Consider the following 16955-nt stretch of genomic DNA (forward strand, 5'->3'; position numbering starts at 1 on the left):
AGGAGGCGCCGACGTGGCCGTAACCGTGGTAGTCGGTAATCCGAAACCGGCATCCCGCACCTTGTCGGCAGGTGTTGCCCTCGCGGCCGCGCTGCGCCCCGATATCGAGCCGGCGGTCGTCGACCTCGTCGACCTCGGCCCAGGACTGCTCGGCTGGGGCGACCCGGCGGTCACCGAAACCGTGCGAGCCGTCGCCACCTCCGAACTGGTGGTTTTCGCCAGCCCCACATTCAAAGCCACCTACACCGGCCTGCTGAAACTGTTCCTGGAACAGTTCGAAGGCGGTACCGGCCTCCAGGGAGTGCTCGCGGTCCCGCTGATGCTCGGTGCGGGCCCCGCACATGCCCTCGCCCCGGATCTACTGCTCAAACCTGTGCTGGTGGAGCTGGGCGCGACCACCGCCCTGCCGGGGCTCTACTTGTCCGACCGGACCTTCGGCGACGACGGTGTACTCACCGCCTATGCCGAACGCTGGCGCCCGGTAGCGCAAGCGTTGTCTCCTGCGAAACCAGAGGTCGAATCGTGAACGAGCTTTTCGAAACTCCCGCCGACGGCACCGGCCTCCGCCGTGCGTTCGCCAACTTCCCCAGCGGGGTGGTGGCAGTCTGCGCCCGGGTCGACGGCAAACCACACGGTCTCGCCGTGAGCACGTTCGTCCCGGTCTCGCTGGACCCGCCACTGGTGTCGTTCTGCATTCAGAACACCTCCGCCACCTGGACCCGCCTCGTCCACGCGGGCCACCTCGGCCTCAGCCTCCTCGGCACCGACCAGCAGGACGCCGCCCGCTCGCTGGCCTCCCGCGACGGCGACCGCTTCCGCGGCCTGGACCTGCACGACGGCACGGGCGAAGCAGTGTTCATCGGCGGCGCCTCCGTCTGGATCGAAGGCACTCCGCAAGCGCACGTCCCCGCAGGCGACCACACAGTGGTCATCCTGCGCGTCCACCGTCTCGCAATCCACCCTGGTCGTGATCCCTTGGTGTTCCACGGCTCCCGCTTCCGCCTCTTGCGCGCCGGCTGAGCCGGGCGATCCCGAACAAGCGCGTGCGGATGATGCGGCCGTCCTCGCCGTCGACGCTATCGGCATCGTGCCTGGCGCCCTGCAGCATCGAGGTACCGGTACCCACGCGCAACGCAACCGCCGGCGTCCGCAACGTCTCGAGCCGGATCGTGTCCCGCTCGCCTTGTTGGATGTTCTCGACGAGCGAGAGCGAAACGTCGCTGAGCTCGGCAAGTTCGGCGTTGGGTCAGCCCACGCCGTTCCCGCACGGCTGCGACGGGGTCCCCCGGATCCGCAGCCGTACCATCGAGCGCACGGCCTCACAGCATCTCGCGATATGAGTCCAGGCCGGTGCGCATTTCGTTCCTGTGATCATGTCGCGGGCCCCCGCCGAGGGCTCGCCTGCGGGTGCGTAGACGAGCCCCCGGGTTCACCGGGTTACCGGCCGAACGGGAGTGCTCAGATGTCGCCGAAGGCTGCCGCGTAGCGGATGACGCCACTGGGCAGGGGCTCGGTGTCCAGGCTCAGTACCATCAGCGCGTCGTCGGGGACAGACGTCTTCATGGTGACGCCGTGGGTGCTGGCGCGGGTGAACCCGAAACGCGGGTAGTACTCCGGATGTCCGAGGACGGTGACGAAATGCTCACCCCTTGCCTTTGCGGCCTCGAACGCCGCACGGATCGCGGCCGATCCGACGCCGGTTTTCTGGTACTGCGGCAGGACCGCGCACGGTCCCAGGCACAGTGCCGGGGTATCACCGATGTGCGCCCGGGTCAGCAGTACATAGCCTACGAGGGCGCCGGCGTCGTCGAGCGTGACCAGTGACAGTCCGTCGATCCAGGCGGGGTCCCGGCGCAGCGCGTCGACGAGGTCGGCCTCCTCGGCTGTGTCGAACGCGGCGAGATTGATCTCGCGGGTTGCGGCGATATCGGCGCCGGTCTCGGCGCGAGTGGTCCAGTCGGTACGGGGATTCATTGTTGTTTTCTTCCTGTGATGAATGATGTTGTGAGCCAAGGCATCCAGTGCCTGAGTACGGCCCGGGCGGTGGCACCGCACGGTGCCTCCGGGTCGCCCGCGGGTGCGAGTGGGCACATCGGTGTCAGCGCTGGCGTTCGCGGAATCGGTAGGTTGCACGCAGATCCCGCGTGATCGCCTTGACGGTCTTGCTGCGTTTGCCGCTCTCGCGGGCGACACCGCGGGTGGCTGCCCACTGGCTTTCCCGCATCAGTTTGCGGTACCGATCGAGCCGCGCCAGGTCCAGCTCGCCGGTCACGATCGCGTCCTGCACCGCGCACCCCGGTTCGCTGCGGTGTTCGCAGTCACCGAAGGTGCAGTTGCGGGCATAGGCCTCTATCTCGGCGAACACCTGCCCGACCCCGTCGGCGACATCCTGAACGCCGATGCCGCGCAGGCCCGGAGTATCGATGAGCACCCCACCGGCGGGCAACGCCAACAACTCGCGATGCACGGTAGTGTGGCGGCCCTTGCCGTCGACGGCACGAACCTCATTGGTGCCCATGTGTTCTCGGCCCAGCAACGCGTTGGCCAGACTGGACTTGCCGGCCCCGGACGGACCCAGCAGCACCGTGGTCCCGGTCACGGTTTCGGCCAGCCGATCGAGGCCTGTACCGGTAGTGGCGCTGGTAGTGAGGATGTCGACGCCGGGAGCCAGCGCGGCCACCACGGCTTCGTCCGCACCAGGGTGCTCGGTCAGATCGGCCTTGGTCAACACGATGACCGGCCGGGCGCCACTATCGAAAACCAGCGCCAGCAACCGCTCGATGCGGCCCGCGTTGACCGGTGCCGCCAGCGAGACCGCGATGACGACGGTGTCGACGTTGGCCGCGAGCACTTGCTGATGGGAGGTGCGGTCCGAGGATGCGCGAGTAATCGCGGTACGGCGAGGCAGCAATGCCACCAGCAGCGGCTGCGAGCCCGGGCGTAGCGCGGCCCAGTCGCCGGTGCACACCATGTGCTCACGGTCCGCGCCGCTGAGCGCACTGCTGTCGGCGCGCACCGGCCCCGAGGCAGTGAGGGTGTCACATAGGCCGCGGTCGACCCGCACGATACGGGCCGGTACCAACCCGGCGTCGGCGTGTTCAGCGAACATCGCCGCGAACGTCTCGTCCCAGCCGAGTGCGGACAGCTCTCGTGAAGACGATGAAGAAGTCGAAGAATGGTGAGGTGAATGCATGATGAGACCCTTGGATGAAGGAGCCCCGTTCGGACACGAAATCCACCGGCGCCATCACCGCGAGCACAGCTCGCAGCGACTACCGGCAACGGGTATCGGGTCTAGACCGGGGCCCGGGACGTGAGGATGGTCCGGGCGCTGCGCACCGCAGCGGTCTTCACCGCAAACATCAACTCACCTCCCATTCTCTCGCACTCCAGGTCGAACATGGACAGCCCAAGATAGCACGTGGCCAACGACCGCCGCGAGAAGATTGTGAACACCTTCATGCCGGATGAGGACGCTACGGCCACGGCGCGCGAGCGGGCTCGATCCCTTCGCGGCCGCGGCGGGCCGATGATCTGTCGCGGATGGCGCAGCAGTATCGCGAGGTCCGCACCGGGCGTAGTGGCATATGTGGGGGACGGCGGCGCTTCGGGTCCCCAGTGGGTCTCACCGACATCTGGTACGAGGCACTGGATGCGCGCCTGGCGATGTGCCCGACGTCGCATGTCAGGGTGCTGAACGAGCTGCTGGAGGCGCGAGCGCAAGAACTGGCGACGCCATCGGTTGGCCGCGCAGCATGAGCGACGGGTGGGCCGCTGGATAGTGTTCAGCGGTCGCGGTCGATCCCCCTCGAGAGATCGCGACGCTGTCCCAGGGACCTGTTCCTGCTGTTCTTGACGACCGGCGCGATCGGCGGGGGCTCTCGTCGTGTCGTCTCCACGTTTGGGGTCGGCGGACCCAGACGCAGCACGTCGGCCGCCTCCCGAGCCGACATCGGGGTTCGTTCTCCGCGATCTGCGGCCTCCCGGCGTTCGACAGCGCGCTGAGCCAGTCGGTCGGCCGCCTCGCGCTGCTTCTGCTGTGGCTCCAGCGCTTTGCGCTCTCGCTCCCGCTGATCGATAGCCTTCCGAGCCGCCTCCTGGACCTGCTGCTTTTCCTGGGCCTTCTCCTGGAGTTCCCGCATCCTCTCCTTTGCGCGCAAGTCCGAGGAGTTGAAAAGCTCCAGTTGATTGGGATTCCGCTCCAGGTCCTTGCCGATCTTTTCGGCTCGGTTCGCCTCCTCTTTTGAGATCTCGATCAGCTGAAACCGGTCTTTGAAGTCCCGTTCAAGCTTCTCGTGCTCTCGTCGGGCCTCCGGGTCCGGGGACCCCTGACGACGACCCAGGCGCCCTTGGCCTTTGGGTCGGTCTGAAGGTGTTCGCGTTCTTTAGAGATCTGTTCCATTACGAACTTGCCACCGACGGCCTGGGCGTTCTTGTACTCCCTGAATTCGTGGTCCTTCAGGGAGCGGGCGCCATCGTGGATTCGCTCACGGCCGGACGGGAGTTTGACGGTTCTCTGGCTCTGCCAGCCTCTTTCGCGCGTCTCGCCGCGGATCTCCGCGATCCCGAGGTGAAACCAGCGCCCGATGTCGTTCGACTTGCGACCCTGTGCGGTCCGCTCGCGCTGCTCTTTGCGGGCGCGCTCGACAGCACGCCGACGCATTTGTTCGTCGTTGGACATCCCCCGGCCCCTGATCAGGCCAGGCCGTGCTCCCGCCGTAGCTCTAGGTGCTCATGGTCCAGCCCGTGAGCCGCAGCGTAATCGACCTCCCGCGAGTACCACGCGGATGAGACAGCCTGCCTGAAGTCTGTCCCGGGGGCGTCGAACAGCATGACGACCGGATAGTCGGTCTCGTCGATCCAGTCGTAGCGGATCGTCGGGCCGAAGCCGTAGAGTCGGCCGTCCCCGGATGAGAGCACTCCGCCCATGTCGGGGTTGTTGATCCAGCGGCCGTCGCACTTCCTGACGAAGAATTCGCCTATGTAGGCCACGAACGCGTTCACGAGTTCGGCATTGCGGGGTTCGAAGAGGGCGTCCTCATCGGGGAAGAAGTAGTCAAAGGCATCGTCAAGCCAATGCAGGGTCAATTCATTGCTGTACCGGTCGAGTCCCTGCGGCATAGGCCCGATCCGGTAAGCCGATCCGGTCTGCGTCTTCCAGTCTGCAGGCACCGTGGGCAGCGTCTCGACGAACAGGGTGTCGACCGCGCGCTGGATTCGCTCCGGGCTCGACCACACCACCCACTCCGGATCGTCCTGCGCAGCCGCATCGATGTCGTCGTTCATGGCCGAGCCTTCCCCTCGTGCTGACCTACTGAGAGTCGCGATGCATTAAACGGTACGGCGCAGCGGTCGGGCATGGCAACGAAATGGGTGCGACTTGCCGGTGTAAGAGAATCTGCGGGGCTGTCAACGGCAGGCCAATCCTGGATCTGGCACAAATTCCGTGATCCGGAACACCGAGATTATCAGTCGCTCAGTAAGATTCGTCTCTGGAGCAGGGAGGGGTCCGTACTCGCGGCCAGGATGGCATCGAGCCGCTGACGATCGCCGGGGTCGAGACGGGCGGGATCGCTCATCATCCAGTTCACCACCCGACGAACCTGCGGCGGTTTGAGTGCCGGGCGGGGAATACGGCCGGTGCTGCGGAAGGGGTGCAGGTAGTTGAGCACGACCTTCTTGCTTCCGCGATAGCCGAGTTCGGAGATCCCGCCGAACAGTTGGGTGGCGTTGGTGCAGCCTTCGTTCCATCGTCGGTGCAGGTGGGTTTGAACTCGTCGAGCAGGCCCCGGCGGCGTGTTGACCAGTAGTTCTTCCGCACTGGCGGCACGGGCGAAACGGGGCTCTGTTCTCCGGGGCTATCCGGCGTTGCGGAAGTCTTCCTGGGCGGTCTGGACGGCCTGCAGTTCCCATTCGAACACGAGGGTGAACTTCTTTGCCGAAGCGCCGCATTGCGCGACCATCTCGAAGGCTGCGCGTTCGATCGCTTCCTTGGTGTCGGCGAATCGTGGCTTGGAGTCCACGAATCGGGATCTGCCGAATGCGGGTGCCTGGATGTAGAACTGGTCGCGATCCTGCCGGACAGTGACGTGATACCACATGTCAGCGGCCTCCTCGGGCCGCTTGGCGGTGTGTCCCCTGCGTCATGTGCGCCCCCTTGGCGGGTGGAATGTGGCAAGTATTGCCACATTCGGCCCCTGAAAGTGGCAAGTTGTGCCACCGATGCTACGACTAATTAGTCGTCTAGAGAAGACTAGTTAGGCAAGTGTCACTATAAGAGTGTGGAGGACACGGCTTTCCGGAATAAGGTGGGAAAGGCGATCCGCGGCGGCCGGGAGCGTCGCAGAATGACCGCGGAAGACCTGGCGGTCCTGGTCGGGGTCACGAAACGCCAGATCGGCCGGTGGGAAAACGGGGAGCAGGCACCGAGTTTGGCTCGGTCCGTGCAGCTGGCGCACGCTCTGCAGGTGCCGATCGCGGAAATCGCGGGGGAGTCCCCCGGGGGAATCGATCTGTCGGGGGATTGGTGCGCGGCGTGGCAATCCCAGAAAGACGGCGTCGGCCGCGTCGATGTCCACGCTCTGACGATCGGTCAGCAAGGCGAGATCCTGAGCTTGAACGGGTCGCTGGCGCGGCCGGTGGGCGAGGGTTCGGTCCAGTGGCTCGGTGAGCTGCGACTGTGGGATAACGAGGCGTTGATGGGCTGGTACCGCACTGCCGATGGCGCGGTCCGGTCGAAGGGCACGATCTACTTCGCGCTGCACCCGCATGGGCAGATGGCGTGGGGGACGTGGGCCGGTCAGAGCTGCGAGGGCCTGGTGATCCGCGGGTGGGGTGCGATCGCCCGCGACCGCGACGAGGTGGAACGAGTCGTTCACGGGCTGATCGAGACTGATGGATCATGGTCGCCATGAACTGGATTCAATGCGCAGGCAGCGGGGGGAGGCAAGCGAGCGGGTGGGTGCCTAATCGATATTTCCGCAGGTCAGGCTGTATCTAGCGATGTGCTGATGCTCACGGCTGTGAGCATGTGGGCGCCCCGGTGCGACTGATTCGAGGGGGTCGGAAACCGGAGATGGAAGAAGTCGACCCTGCATTTTGAGCCGGTGACGGGAATCGAACCCGCGCTGTCTGCTTGGGAAGCAGAAGTTCTGCCATTGAACTACACCGGCAATACGCCTGTCGGCGCGAACGCGAGCTTAGCAGAGGGCCGACCCGGGACCGAAATCTTTCGCCGATCCCGGCCCCGGTGAACGTGGCCTCGGTCAGGTTTCGGACCAGACGCCGAGCTGGTTGCCGCTGGGGTCGGTGAAGTGGAAGCGGCGGCCGCCGGGGAAATCGAACGGGCCTTCGGTGACAGTGCCGCCGGCGGCGCCCACGGAGCGCAGGCTGGCGTCGAGGTCGTTCGAATACAACAGGACCAGGGGGCCGCCGGTCCTGACTTCGGGGCCGGCGGCCAGGCCGCCCGCTTCGCCTTCACTGCCGTCGAAGCGGCGGATTCCGGTGTACTCGGGACCGTAGTCGTTGAATTCCCAGCCGAATGCCGACCGGTAGAAGCTGCGGGCGGCGTCCATATCGGTGACGGTGAGTTCGATGTAGTCGATGCCGTGGTGGGTGTGCGCACTGGTCTCTGACATGGGTGGAGTATGCCCGCGGGGGGTGACAGGAAACAGTGCGGCCGGGCCGGGATCTACCTGCCCGGATCGCGGTCGCTACGCTCGTGGCGTGCTGCTTTCCGATCGTGATATCCGGGCGGAGTTCGCCGCCGGGCGGCTCGGGCTCGAACCGTTCGAGGACGACCTGGTCCAGCCGTCCAGTATCGACGTGCGGCTGGACCGGGTGTTCCGGGTGTTCAACAACACCCGCTACACCCATATCGACCCGGCGCAGCGTCAGGACGAGCTGACGAGCCTGGTGGAGCCGGCCGCGGGTGAACCGTTCGTGCTGCATCCGGGGGAATTCGTGCTCGGGTCCACGCTGGAGGTGTGCAGCCTGCCCGACGATCTGGCGGGCCGGTTGGAGGGTAAATCGAGTCTGGGCCGGTTGGGATTGCTCACCCATTCGACTGCTGGGTTCATCGATCCGGGGTTCAGCGGGCATATCACCCTGGAGCTGTCGAATGTGGCGAACCTGCCGATCACGTTGTGGCCGGGGATGAAGATCGGGCAGTTGTGCCTGTTCCGGCTGACCAGCCCGGCGGAGAACCCGTACGGCAGCTCGGGTGCCGGCTCGAAGTACCAGGGGCAGCGGGGGCCTACGCCGTCCCGGGCGTATCTGAACTTCCCGCTGCCGGGCTGAAGCTGTCGGCGTTCGATCGCCGGGGCGGGCCGTGGCGGCAGGGGTTCGCAATTGTGTTCAGTGGCTGTCGTTCTCGGTCGGGCCGAGCACGATATCGGCGATCTGCGCCATGACCTCGCCGCGGTCCATGCCGTCGGGCGGATCGGCGGCAAGGAAGTGGATACCGATTCGTGCGCTGAAGGCGAGCAGGCTGCGAGCTTCGAGCTCGACCGGGTCGGTGAAGTAGGCACCGATCATCTCGCGCAGTAACCGCATGCGCTGGTTGTCCACCCGGCGCAGCCGGGCGGCGACCGATTCGTCGCGGCGCGCCCAATCCCGGATGGCGAGGTCGATCGGCAGCAGTTCCGGGGAGAGGGTGAGTTCACCGGCTCGCTGGATTCTGGTCCGTGGGTCGCCGCCTTCGCGGGCGACGCTGTCGAGCACTTCGTCGATACTGCGCCGCTCCCAAGTGTTCAGCATGGCCTCCAGCAGGGCGTTGCGGTCGGTGAAGTAGCCGTAGAAGCCGCCCTTGGTGACTCCGAGTTTCTTGGCGAGCGCTTCGACGCGGACTGCGTCGGGCCCACCGCGAGCGAGGGTCCGCAGGCCCTCGTCGATCCAGTCGGCACTAGGTGTGCGTGCCGTTCCCATTGTTGTGTCTCCCTTCTACCGCCGGACATCTATACGCCACCGTATAACTGAGGTAGCTTGTTGTACGCCACCGTATAACAGTCAGAGGGAGATGCGGCAATGACTGACCCTTCCGTGGATCATGTGGCCGAAGGCCACTCCGATCCGATCGCATTTCAGCAGTACGACATCACCGATACGACCCGAGCGCGCAGCGCGATAACCGAATACGACTACAGCGATCAGTTCACGCTGCTCACCGAGGCGGCGGCGACCTGGGCCCCGGAGGCATGGGCACGCGCCGCGCTCGACACCGTCGCCGGGAGCAAGGGGCAGCTGATCTGGCGCGGTCTGCTGGGGCTCCGGCTGGCCCGGCGTTCCGCACCGGCGCAGGTGGCAGGCTGGCCGGTCGTCGAATCCGGCGACAGCTGGATAACCCTCGCGGCCCGGTCGTGGATGCTCACCGGCAGTCTCGTGATCGAGATCGAGGAGAACAGTGTTTCCCTGGCCACCTTCGTTCGGTACGAACGGCCGGTCGGTGAGCGCATCTGGAAACGCGCTTCCCAGGGGCATCGCCGGTTCGCCCCCGAACTGTTACCCGACGCACAGCGAGTCCTGCGGCAACTTCCGTGATACCGAGCCGGCCGGGGCAGAGGCCGGCCCGGTATCCCGGTGGCTGTACTGGACAGCCTTTCCCCGCGGTCACCCGTCGGCGCCGCGGGCGAGCTACGACCGGCCTGCCTTGTGAGCTGCCGGACGTAGCCCCATCCCCGGTCATTCCCGGTTGCCACCTGCCAAGAGTGCGGCATTGATAACCGAGGACAGTGGTGGGAGCAGGCCGTCGCGTTCGGGCGGTACCACCCAGTTGCAGCCTTCCCTGTTCCAGCGGCCCATCCCGGTGGGCAGCATGACCGCGCTGCCCACGCCGGGGATGTCGATATCGATGCGGTGCAGCATCTCCACTACTTCGGGATCGGGCCGGCGATCCGGATAGGCCACGAAGCTCCAGCGAATCTGGCGGGCCAGCACGGGCACCCGGACATCCCGGGAATCCAGCAGTTCGCGGACGGCGCGGGCGCGTTCGGTGGGTAGGTGGATGACACAGGCCCGGCTGGTGATCGGCAGCATCACGAAGCCGCCGCGTTCGGTGGCCGGTAAACCGAATTCGTGACGATAGTAGGTGGCCCAGTCGTCGACCGTTCTGAGCTTTTCCACATTCACGGTGAATCCCCTTGCCTCCCTGGCGTGCCGGGCCTCCCTGGCGTGCCGAGCCACGGCCGGTGGCGGTTTCGCTTCTGCCCTTCCAGGATCCCGCCTGAACCGGCGTGCCGGAACCGCCTCCGCGCTCTCGTTCCACTGCCCTTGCGCTGCCATTCGCCGCGGTAGCGAAATTCCTTGTGGTTGCAGTCACATTCGGCTCGTACCCTTGGGAGGAAATCGTTCGGAAAGGGTGACAACGTGGTCGGCCAATGGTCTGGAAAGGAGGCCCGGGCGCTTCGCGAGGCCAAACGGATGAGCATCCGGGAGTTTGCGGCACATCTGGGTGTGCACGAACGACTGGTGTCCAAATGGGAGGCCGGCGGCGACCGGGTGCATCCGCGACCCGTCAACCAGGCTGCCCTCGACACCTGCCTGGCCAGGTCCGATGACGTCGAGCGGGGCCGGTTCGCCGCGTTGACAGCCGTCGGCCCTGTGTCCGGTGCCGGCACCGGTGGGCATACCGCGGTGCGCGGAAGCTATTCCAATGACGCCGAACTCCTGGCCCTCATCGACAGCGGTGCGGTGCGCGGGGACGGGTCGGCGGCGATTTCGGAGAGGGATCTGATCATGGCGGCAGCACACGAAGCGAGCGATCACACGGGCCGGGCCGAGGCGACGAATATCGGTCCCAGCACGTTGGATCAGCTCGACGCGGATGTCACCCGGATCGCCAACGACTACGTGCACACTCCGCCGATGCCGATGATGGTGGAGATGTTGCGGGTCCGCCGCCGGGTGTACCGGCTGCTGGAAGGGCAGCAGCGCCCGTCCGACACCAGTCACCTATACCTGCTGGCGGGGTCCCTGTCGGGGTTGCTCGCCAACGCGAGCACCGATCTGGGTTACCTGGACGCGGCCGGTGAACAGATCCGGGCGGCCTGGGCGTACGGGGAGATCTGCGGTCACAACGGGCTGCGAGCGTGGGCGCGGGGGATGCACGCGCTGATCGAGTACTGGTCCGAACGGCCACATCGGGCGCTCGCCCTGGCGCAGAGCGGACAGCAGTACGCGGATTCGGCCACCGCCGCGGTGCGGCTGCACAATATCGAGGCGCGGATCTGGTCGAAGATCGGTAGTGCCGTCGATACCGAACGCTGTATCCGCGCTGCCACCGCGGCGAGCGAGGGCCCGGTCACCGACAGCCTGCACGACGAAGTGGGCGGGGTGTTCGGCTTCGCCGAGGCCAAGGCCAGCTACTACGCGGGCGCCACCTATATCCACCTCGGTCTGGCCGAACCGGCGCTGGCCGCCACGGAGCGCACGATCGAGTTGTATCGCAGTGGGCCGGCGCGTCAGCGTTCCTACGGCGCCGAAGCGCTCGCCCGGGTCGATTCGGCGGCTGCGCACCTGATCAACGGCAGCCTCGACGGCGCGGCGGAGGCGCTGTCGCCGGTGCTCGAACTGGCCGAGGACAAGCGCATCGCGCAACTCGAGGAACGGCTCACCGGTGTTCGCCGGCGGATCTGTGCTCCCACCTACCGTGGTGTGGCGCAAGCCAGGTCCTTGGATGAGCAGATCGAGGAATTCTGCGGTTCGACGCCTACCCGTAGCCTGCCCCCGGGCGCCGGGTGAGGGCACCGTACCTGCCTCCTTCGGTAACCGTACGAGCACGTGCCGGGGCCTGGCCGGATATCCCCTTGCCCCTGGTGGCACCATGGATCGGGTGAGTACTGGCCATTCGCATCCCGCCCCCCGGATTCTGGAGCAGTCGAAGAAGCTGCAGAACGTCGTCTACGAGATCCGTGGACCGGTACACGCACATGCGGCACGACTGGAGGCCGAGGGGCATCGGATCCTGAAGCTCAATATCGGCAATCCGGCGTCGTTCGGGTTCGAGGCGCCCGATGTGATCATGCGGGATATGATCGCCGCCCTGCCCAACGCGCAGGGGTATTCCGAGTCCAAAGGGATACTGTCCGCGCGGCGGGCGATTGTCACCCGGTATGAGCTGGTGCCGGGCTTCCCGGAGCTGGATGTCGACAGTGTGTATCTGGGCAACGGCGTCTCCGAACTGATCACTGTCACTATGCAGGCGCTGCTGGACAATGGTGACGAGGTGCTGATCCCGGCCCCCGACTATCCGCTCTGGACGGCCATGACCAGCCTGGCCGGCGGTACGCCGGTGCACTACCTGTGCGATGAGAGCAACGGCTGGCAGCCCGATATCGCCGATATCGAAGCCAAGATCACCGACCGGACCAAGGCTTTGCTGGTGATCAACCCGAACAACCCGACAGGGGCGGTGTACTCGGCGGAGATTCTGCAACAACTGGTGGACCTGGCCCGTAAGCATCGGCTGCTGCTGCTCGCCGACGAGATCTACGACAAGATCCTCTACGACGACGCCAAACATATTTCGCTGGCGACGCTGGCGCCGGATTTGCTGTGCCTGACCTTCAACGGGCTGTCCAAGGCATACCGGGTGGCGGGTTATCGGTCGGGATGGCTGGCGATCACGGGCCCGAAGGAGCATGCGGCCGGCTTTCTCGAGGGCATCGATCTGCTCGCATCCTCGCGGTTGTGCCCGAATGTGCCCGCGCAGCACGCTATCCAGGTAGCGCTGGGTGGTTATCAGAGCATCGAGGATCTGATCCTGCCGGGCGGGCGGCTGCTCGAACAGCGGGATATGGCCTGGGAACGATTGAATGCCATTCCCGGCGTGTCGTGCGTCAAACCCAAAGGCGCGCTGTATGCATTCCCTAGGCTGGATCCCGAAGTCCACGAGATCCACGACGATGAGAAGCTGGTTCAAGACCTGCTGCTCCAGGAGAAGATCCTGATGGTGCAGGGCACCGGCTTCAATTGGCCCGACCACGATCATCTGCGCATCGTGACCCTGCCCTGGGCTCGCGATCTGGCGGTTGCCATCGAGCGTTTCGGCAACTTTCTGGCGAGCTACCGCCAGTAGCCGGACGGCCGATTCTGCACAAAAACAGACCTTTCGTCCGGATTAATGCCAATTTTCTGAACCTACTGGCACAAAACCAGATCGTATGTGTACAGTGGGCTTCGGCACTTCGAGTGCCCGGCCAGGTTGTCTACCCCCCCTGGGCAACCTGGTCCTCGGGTTAGGCCGCCTACCCCCCTGGGCGCCTGCCCCCGGGCGGCGGAGACATCCCCCTGCTCTCCGCCGCCCCTTCCCGAGTTTCTCCGGCAGCTTGCCGAATTCCCAGCGTAGGGCGCTATCCGCACGCCGTAGCGGCGCCCGGTGAATCCTCTAGGCTGAGCCGCGTGAGCGACCACCATCACCATCACGATCACTCTCGGCCGATCGCCATCGGTGCCACCGCCGCCCGCGTGGTGGTCGGATTGCTGATCGCGATCGGCGTCATCGTGGTTGTCGCCACCATCGCATTGTGGCCTGATCGGCAACAGGTCGATATTCCGCTGCCCATGCAGAACGCCGATGGTTCGGCGGTGGTCACCGAAGCCGGAACCGTGATCCGCCAGGACCTCGGAGCCTGCGGTAGCCCCTCCATCGGCCGGGTTTTCGACGGTGAACCGGCACCGCCTCCCATGCAGGTCTACGACTGCCAGCGCAGCCTGATCGCCATCGAGTCGGGGCCACATGCCGGTAAGCACACGCTGCTGGAAATCGCGCCGGGGCCTGGCCAGCCCGATCTGGCCGCCGGGGACGGACTGCGCATCGTGCGGCAGGAGGCGCCGGACGGGACGCCCCTGTATTCGTTCGACGACTACTCCCGTGGATTCCCGCTCAGCATCATCTTCCTCGTATTCGTAGTGGTGATCGTCGCGATCGCGCGTTGGCGCGGTGTCCGGGCAATCCTCGGCCTGGGTTTCGCCTTCGCTGTCCTGGTGATGTTCCTGCTGCCCGCTCTACTGGACGGAAAACCCGCGATACCTGTTGCACTGGTGGCCGGTTCGCTGATTCTGTACGCGGTGCTGTACCTGGCACACGGGGTGAATCTGCGCACCAGTTCGGCACTGCTGGGGACATTGACGTCGATGGTCATCGCCGCGGTGCTGTCTTGGGCTGTCATCGAGGCGACCACGCTCACCGGTCTGTCCGAAGAACAGAACACGAACGTCGCCACCTATATCGAACACGTGAGCATCACCGGGTTGCTGCTGGCCGGTTTCATCATCGGCTCGCTCGGTGTGCTCAACGATGTCACCATCACCCAGGCATCGGCCGCCTTCGAACTCGCCGAACTCGACAAGAGTGCCACCCGGGGAGAGATTTTCGCGGCGGCGATGCGAGTCGGGCGCGATCATATCGCCAGCACCGTGTACACCCTGGTACTCGCCTATGCGGGTGGTGCGCTGCCACTGCTGCTGTTGTTCAGTGTGGCCGGTCGGCCCATCCGCGATGTGCTGGTAGGCGACGCCGTCGCGATCGAAATCGCGAGATCCGCGGTAGGCGGTATCTGTCTGGCGCTCTCGGTGCCGCTGACCACTGGGATCGCGGTGCTGCTCGCCCGTCCGTTCGGTACGCGGAAACCAGCCGCACCCGCGCGTAAGGCCAAGGGCCGGCACACCGATACGGGCAGCCACCGCGCGGTGCCGCGGCCGGAAGCAGGTCCCGAGACCGGGTCGCGGCGCCGGGCCGAACGCGACTATCAACCGTGGCCGACCACCGGCGACCAGCCCCGCGTCCGGCCCCCGGGCTCCTCCGACCGCCGTTCGGGTCCACGCTCGCCCACCGACTCCCGGCAACCTGATGCACCGAGGTCGCCGCGCACCGGCCCGCAGAATCCCGGCCGGCAACAACAGGGTCACCCACGGCCGGGGCCCCAGCAGCCGTGGAATCCGCAGCAGCGGCCCGGCGGTGGGCCTCCGTCTCCGGGGCGGCGCCCCGAGCCGGGCTACGGCCGGGGCTGACGGGCTCAGCGCTCAGCGGGGGTGGGCCGCGGGAAGGGAAGGGCCTCCGGAGGAATGGTCGGTACGACGATCGGCGGCAGGCCAGGGACCTGGAAGGTGTTCGGGCCGGCGGTGGTCGTCGGCGCCTCGGTCTCCGACTGGTAGACCGGCGGCGGTTCGGCCAGAGGGGCGTGCTCGGCCCCCGTCGTGGACACCGTCGGTGGGGCAGAGGTTGCCGGTGGTGTGACCGCCGAGGTGGTCTGCCGTTGTGAAGTGCCTTGTACGGTGGCGGAATCCTGGCTGAACATCTGCTGCCCGTACCCGAGGCCGATACCGATCGAGGCCACCACAACCAGCGCACTCACCGCCACCATCGCCGCGCTGATCTCCCGGGTGGGGCGTTGCGGTGGCTCACCGAACGAACGACGCGGCAACAGTTTCGCCGGCAGCCGCAACGCAACCGTGGGGGGATCCTCGTCCGGAGACAGCCGCGGCGCCGCGGCGCCGGTCGGGCGAGGCAGCACGGAAGCCGGTGCGGGATGGTCGTTGTTCGGTTCGTCGCCCCAACGGGAACCTGTGGATCCGGCGCTCGGATACGTGCTCGGAGGCCCGGTCGGTGGGCCGAAGATGCCCTCCTGCGGTATCGGTAGGTCGGGGCGGGAATACTGCGAACCGGGCGCGGGCGGTCGATCCGCGGAGGAAGGCCGGGAATCCGAGTGGGTAGCCACGGTGGTGGCCGACCCCGGGCTCGGCTGGAGACCGGTGGGCGCGGATGCCTGCCTGGTAGGGGAGGCGGCAGGGCCGGACTGTGCCGTAGTGACGCCGGGCAGCGCGGTGCCGGAGCCGGGCGGTGCCGGGTCGGCGCCGGGCGGCGTTGTGCTGGAGCCGGGTAACGCCGGGTCTGTGCCGGAGATCGGGGCGGCGGTGCCCGGCTCTGCATCGGATTGCAGTGGATACGCGCCACTGTCATCCGGATGCCCGGGAACTGCGCCGGACCGCGGGGCGCCTTCGGCGGCGGCTTCGCGGACTTCGGAATCCGGGGCGATATCGCTCGCGGCCGCCGGTTCGGGGGCCCGCGGCGAGCGGGCCTTGCCCGCCAGCAGCGCCGCGCCGCGGGCGGTTGCGGACTCCGGCTCCGGCGGTACCAGGACCGGCATATCAACGGCGTCGCGCAACGCCCGGCTCACCAGCGGAATACGCATACCGCCGCCGACTGCCAGCACTGCCTGCACCGGCCGACCCGATCGTTCGACGACCTCGCGGGCGGAGCGGGCGGCGGTTTCGACGGCGCGAGAGATGAGCGCGGTGAAATTCTCCTGAGTGAGCAGTACCGGCCCGTAACTGCTGGGCAGGGCGACGGCGTTCCCCGCCGAGAGGCGCTCCTTGGCCGACCGGCACAGTGCGTCGAGTTCGGCGAGCCCGGACGGGTCCGGCGGATGAGCGATCCGGCCGGAGTTGATCTGCTGTTCCCGGATCAGCGAATCGAAATATTCGCCGCTGATATCGCCGGTGCGTTCGGTATGCCGGACCTGCCGGGTGGAAACATCCACCACCGTCACGGAGAGGCCGGAGGCGCCGAGATCGAAAACAGCGAGCGAGGACACGTCCTTCAGGGCGCCGGAGGCCGCGGCGAACTCCACGACGGCGTCGATATCGGGGACGAGCTCGTAATCGCTGAGGGCATGTTCGGTCATCGCCGTATGCAAGGCCCTGGCCTGCTGCTCGTCACGGCAGGCCAGAACGGTGGAGGTAATGGCGGGGTTCGAGTTCAGGGCGGCCGCGACCGAAAGTGCGGCGCGTTCGGCACTCGGGGTTTCCGGTGGCACCACGAAGGTGCGCAGTTCGAAGGATTCGGGTACGGCGGAACCGGGTATTGTGCCGGGCGCTGTGCCCGAAGGTGGGCGCGCCAAGCGGATCGCGCCGGCCCCCACCGACACTCCCAGTACTGAACTCATCGGCAGCCCATCCGT

The 16955-nt window shown here is 66.5% G+C and carries 18 protein-coding genes, 1 tRNA gene and 1 pseudogene; 8 read left to right on the plus strand and 12 right to left on the minus strand.

The features are described 5' to 3' along the window. Window positions 1-13: 13 nt before the first annotated feature. Both NS6_RS31150 and NS6_RS31155 read left to right on the plus strand, forming a co-directional pair. A complete protein-coding gene (locus NS6_RS31150; protein WP_068049550.1) occupies window positions 14-526 on the plus strand; it encodes an NADPH-dependent FMN reductase in 513 nt (170 codons plus the stop codon). After that, the gene (locus NS6_RS31155; RefSeq protein ID WP_068049556.1) at window positions 523-1020 is read left to right on the plus strand and encodes a flavin reductase family protein; all 498 of its coding nucleotides are present in this window, start codon (window positions 523-525) and stop codon (window positions 1018-1020) included. Before NS6_RS31150 ends, NS6_RS31155 begins: the two co-directional genes overlap by 4 nt. A 438-nt stretch (window positions 1021-1458) precedes the next feature. On the opposite strand, the gene NS6_RS31160 is transcribed toward NS6_RS31155, so the two are convergent. The 7 genes from NS6_RS31160 to NS6_RS31190 form a co-directional block, all read right to left on the minus strand. Then, window positions 1459-1974: a GNAT family N-acetyltransferase gene (locus NS6_RS31160; RefSeq protein ID WP_068049559.1), complete on the minus strand. Its 516-nt coding sequence runs from the start codon at window positions 1972-1974 to the stop codon at window positions 1459-1461. Between the two features lie 124 nt (window positions 1975-2098). Beyond that, window positions 2099-3193, minus strand: coding sequence for a ribosome small subunit-dependent GTPase A (rsgA, locus tag NS6_RS31165; RefSeq protein WP_068049561.1), 1095 nt, complete (start codon window positions 3191-3193; stop codon window positions 2099-2101). Window positions 3194-3785: 592 nt separating this feature from the next. Then, entirely contained in the window at window positions 3786-4142 is a 357-nt protein-coding gene (locus tag NS6_RS31170) for a hypothetical protein (RefSeq protein WP_068049563.1), read from the minus strand. Window positions 4143-4255: 113 nt separating this feature from the next. Continuing rightward, complete coding sequence (locus NS6_RS31175) at window positions 4256-4681, minus strand: hypothetical protein (protein ID WP_068049565.1); 426 nt, start codon at window positions 4679-4681, stop codon at window positions 4256-4258. A gap of 14 nt (window positions 4682-4695) precedes the next feature. Continuing rightward, the gene (locus tag NS6_RS31180; RefSeq protein WP_068049566.1) at window positions 4696-5286 is read right to left on the minus strand and encodes a hypothetical protein; all 591 of its coding nucleotides are present in this window, start codon (window positions 5284-5286) and stop codon (window positions 4696-4698) included. A gap of 182 nt (window positions 5287-5468) precedes the next feature. Then, on the minus strand, window positions 5469-5672 hold the full coding sequence (locus NS6_RS31185) for a hypothetical protein (RefSeq protein ID WP_068049569.1): 204 nt from the start codon (window positions 5670-5672) through the stop codon (window positions 5469-5471). 186 nt (window positions 5673-5858) lie between these two features. After that, on the minus strand, window positions 5859-6101 hold the full coding sequence (locus NS6_RS31190; RefSeq protein WP_068049571.1) for a hypothetical protein: 243 nt from the start codon (window positions 6099-6101) through the stop codon (window positions 5859-5861). A 207-nt stretch (window positions 6102-6308) separates the two neighbouring features. Between NS6_RS31190 and NS6_RS31195 the strand changes: the two genes are divergently transcribed. Continuing rightward, window positions 6309-6914, plus strand: coding sequence for a helix-turn-helix transcriptional regulator (locus tag NS6_RS31195; RefSeq protein WP_281211552.1), 606 nt, complete (start codon window positions 6309-6311; stop codon window positions 6912-6914). A gap of 187 nt (window positions 6915-7101) precedes the next feature. Here NS6_RS31195 and NS6_RS31200 read toward each other — a convergent pair. Together NS6_RS31200 and NS6_RS31205 are read right to left on the minus strand one after the other, a co-directional pair. Continuing rightward, window positions 7102-7172 (minus strand) — tRNA-Gly (locus NS6_RS31200). A gap of 93 nt (window positions 7173-7265) precedes the next feature. Further along, window positions 7266-7637 carry a VOC family protein gene (locus NS6_RS31205; protein WP_068049573.1) on the minus strand — a complete coding sequence of 124 codons (372 nt, stop codon included), beginning with the start codon at window positions 7635-7637 and terminating at the stop codon, window positions 7266-7268. An 88-nt stretch (window positions 7638-7725) separates the two neighbouring features. Between NS6_RS31205 and dcd the strand changes: the two genes are divergently transcribed. Further along, complete coding sequence (gene dcd / locus NS6_RS31210; protein WP_068049574.1) at window positions 7726-8298, plus strand: dCTP deaminase; 573 nt, start codon at window positions 7726-7728, stop codon at window positions 8296-8298. A 57-nt stretch (window positions 8299-8355) separates the two neighbouring features. On the opposite strand, the gene NS6_RS31215 is transcribed toward dcd, so the two are convergent. Beyond that, window positions 8356-8925, minus strand: coding sequence for a TetR family transcriptional regulator (locus tag NS6_RS31215; protein ID WP_068049575.1), 570 nt, complete (start codon window positions 8923-8925; stop codon window positions 8356-8358). A gap of 99 nt (window positions 8926-9024) precedes the next feature. Between NS6_RS31215 and NS6_RS31220 the strand changes: the two genes are divergently transcribed. Further along, entirely contained in the window at window positions 9025-9537 is a 513-nt protein-coding gene (locus NS6_RS31220; protein WP_068049576.1) for a hypothetical protein, read from the plus strand. 141 nt (window positions 9538-9678) lie between these two features. Here the strand turns inward: NS6_RS31220 and NS6_RS31225 are convergent, their stop codons facing one another. Next, a complete protein-coding gene (locus NS6_RS31225; RefSeq protein WP_068049578.1) occupies window positions 9679-10125 on the minus strand; it encodes a hypothetical protein in 447 nt (148 codons plus the stop codon). A gap of 237 nt (window positions 10126-10362) precedes the next feature. On the opposite strand from NS6_RS31225, the gene NS6_RS31230 reads away from it, so the two are divergent. From NS6_RS31230 to NS6_RS31240, 3 genes and pseudogenes are all read left to right on the plus strand, one after another. Beyond that, the gene (locus NS6_RS31230; RefSeq protein WP_068049580.1) at window positions 10363-11736 is read left to right on the plus strand and encodes a helix-turn-helix domain-containing protein; all 1374 of its coding nucleotides are present in this window, start codon (window positions 10363-10365) and stop codon (window positions 11734-11736) included. Window positions 11737-11818: 82 nt separating this feature from the next. After that, complete coding sequence (locus NS6_RS31235) at window positions 11819-13072, plus strand: pyridoxal phosphate-dependent aminotransferase (RefSeq protein ID WP_068049582.1); 1254 nt, start codon at window positions 11819-11821, stop codon at window positions 13070-13072. A gap of 323 nt (window positions 13073-13395) precedes the next feature. Beyond that, window positions 13396-14661 (plus strand): annotated as a pseudogene (locus NS6_RS31240) (YibE/F family protein); the annotation flags it as partial. 350 nt (window positions 14662-15011) lie between these two features. Here NS6_RS31240 and NS6_RS31245 read toward each other — a convergent pair. Beyond that, on the minus strand, window positions 15012-16940 hold the full coding sequence (locus NS6_RS31245) for a DUF7159 family protein (protein ID WP_084471578.1): 1929 nt from the start codon (window positions 16938-16940) through the stop codon (window positions 15012-15014). Between the last annotated feature and the right edge of the window lie 15 nt (window positions 16941-16955).

This window comes from Nocardia speluncae NBRC 108251, from assembly GCF_001613245.1.
Lineage (GTDB): Bacteria > Actinomycetota > Actinomycetes > Mycobacteriales > Mycobacteriaceae > Nocardia > Nocardia speluncae.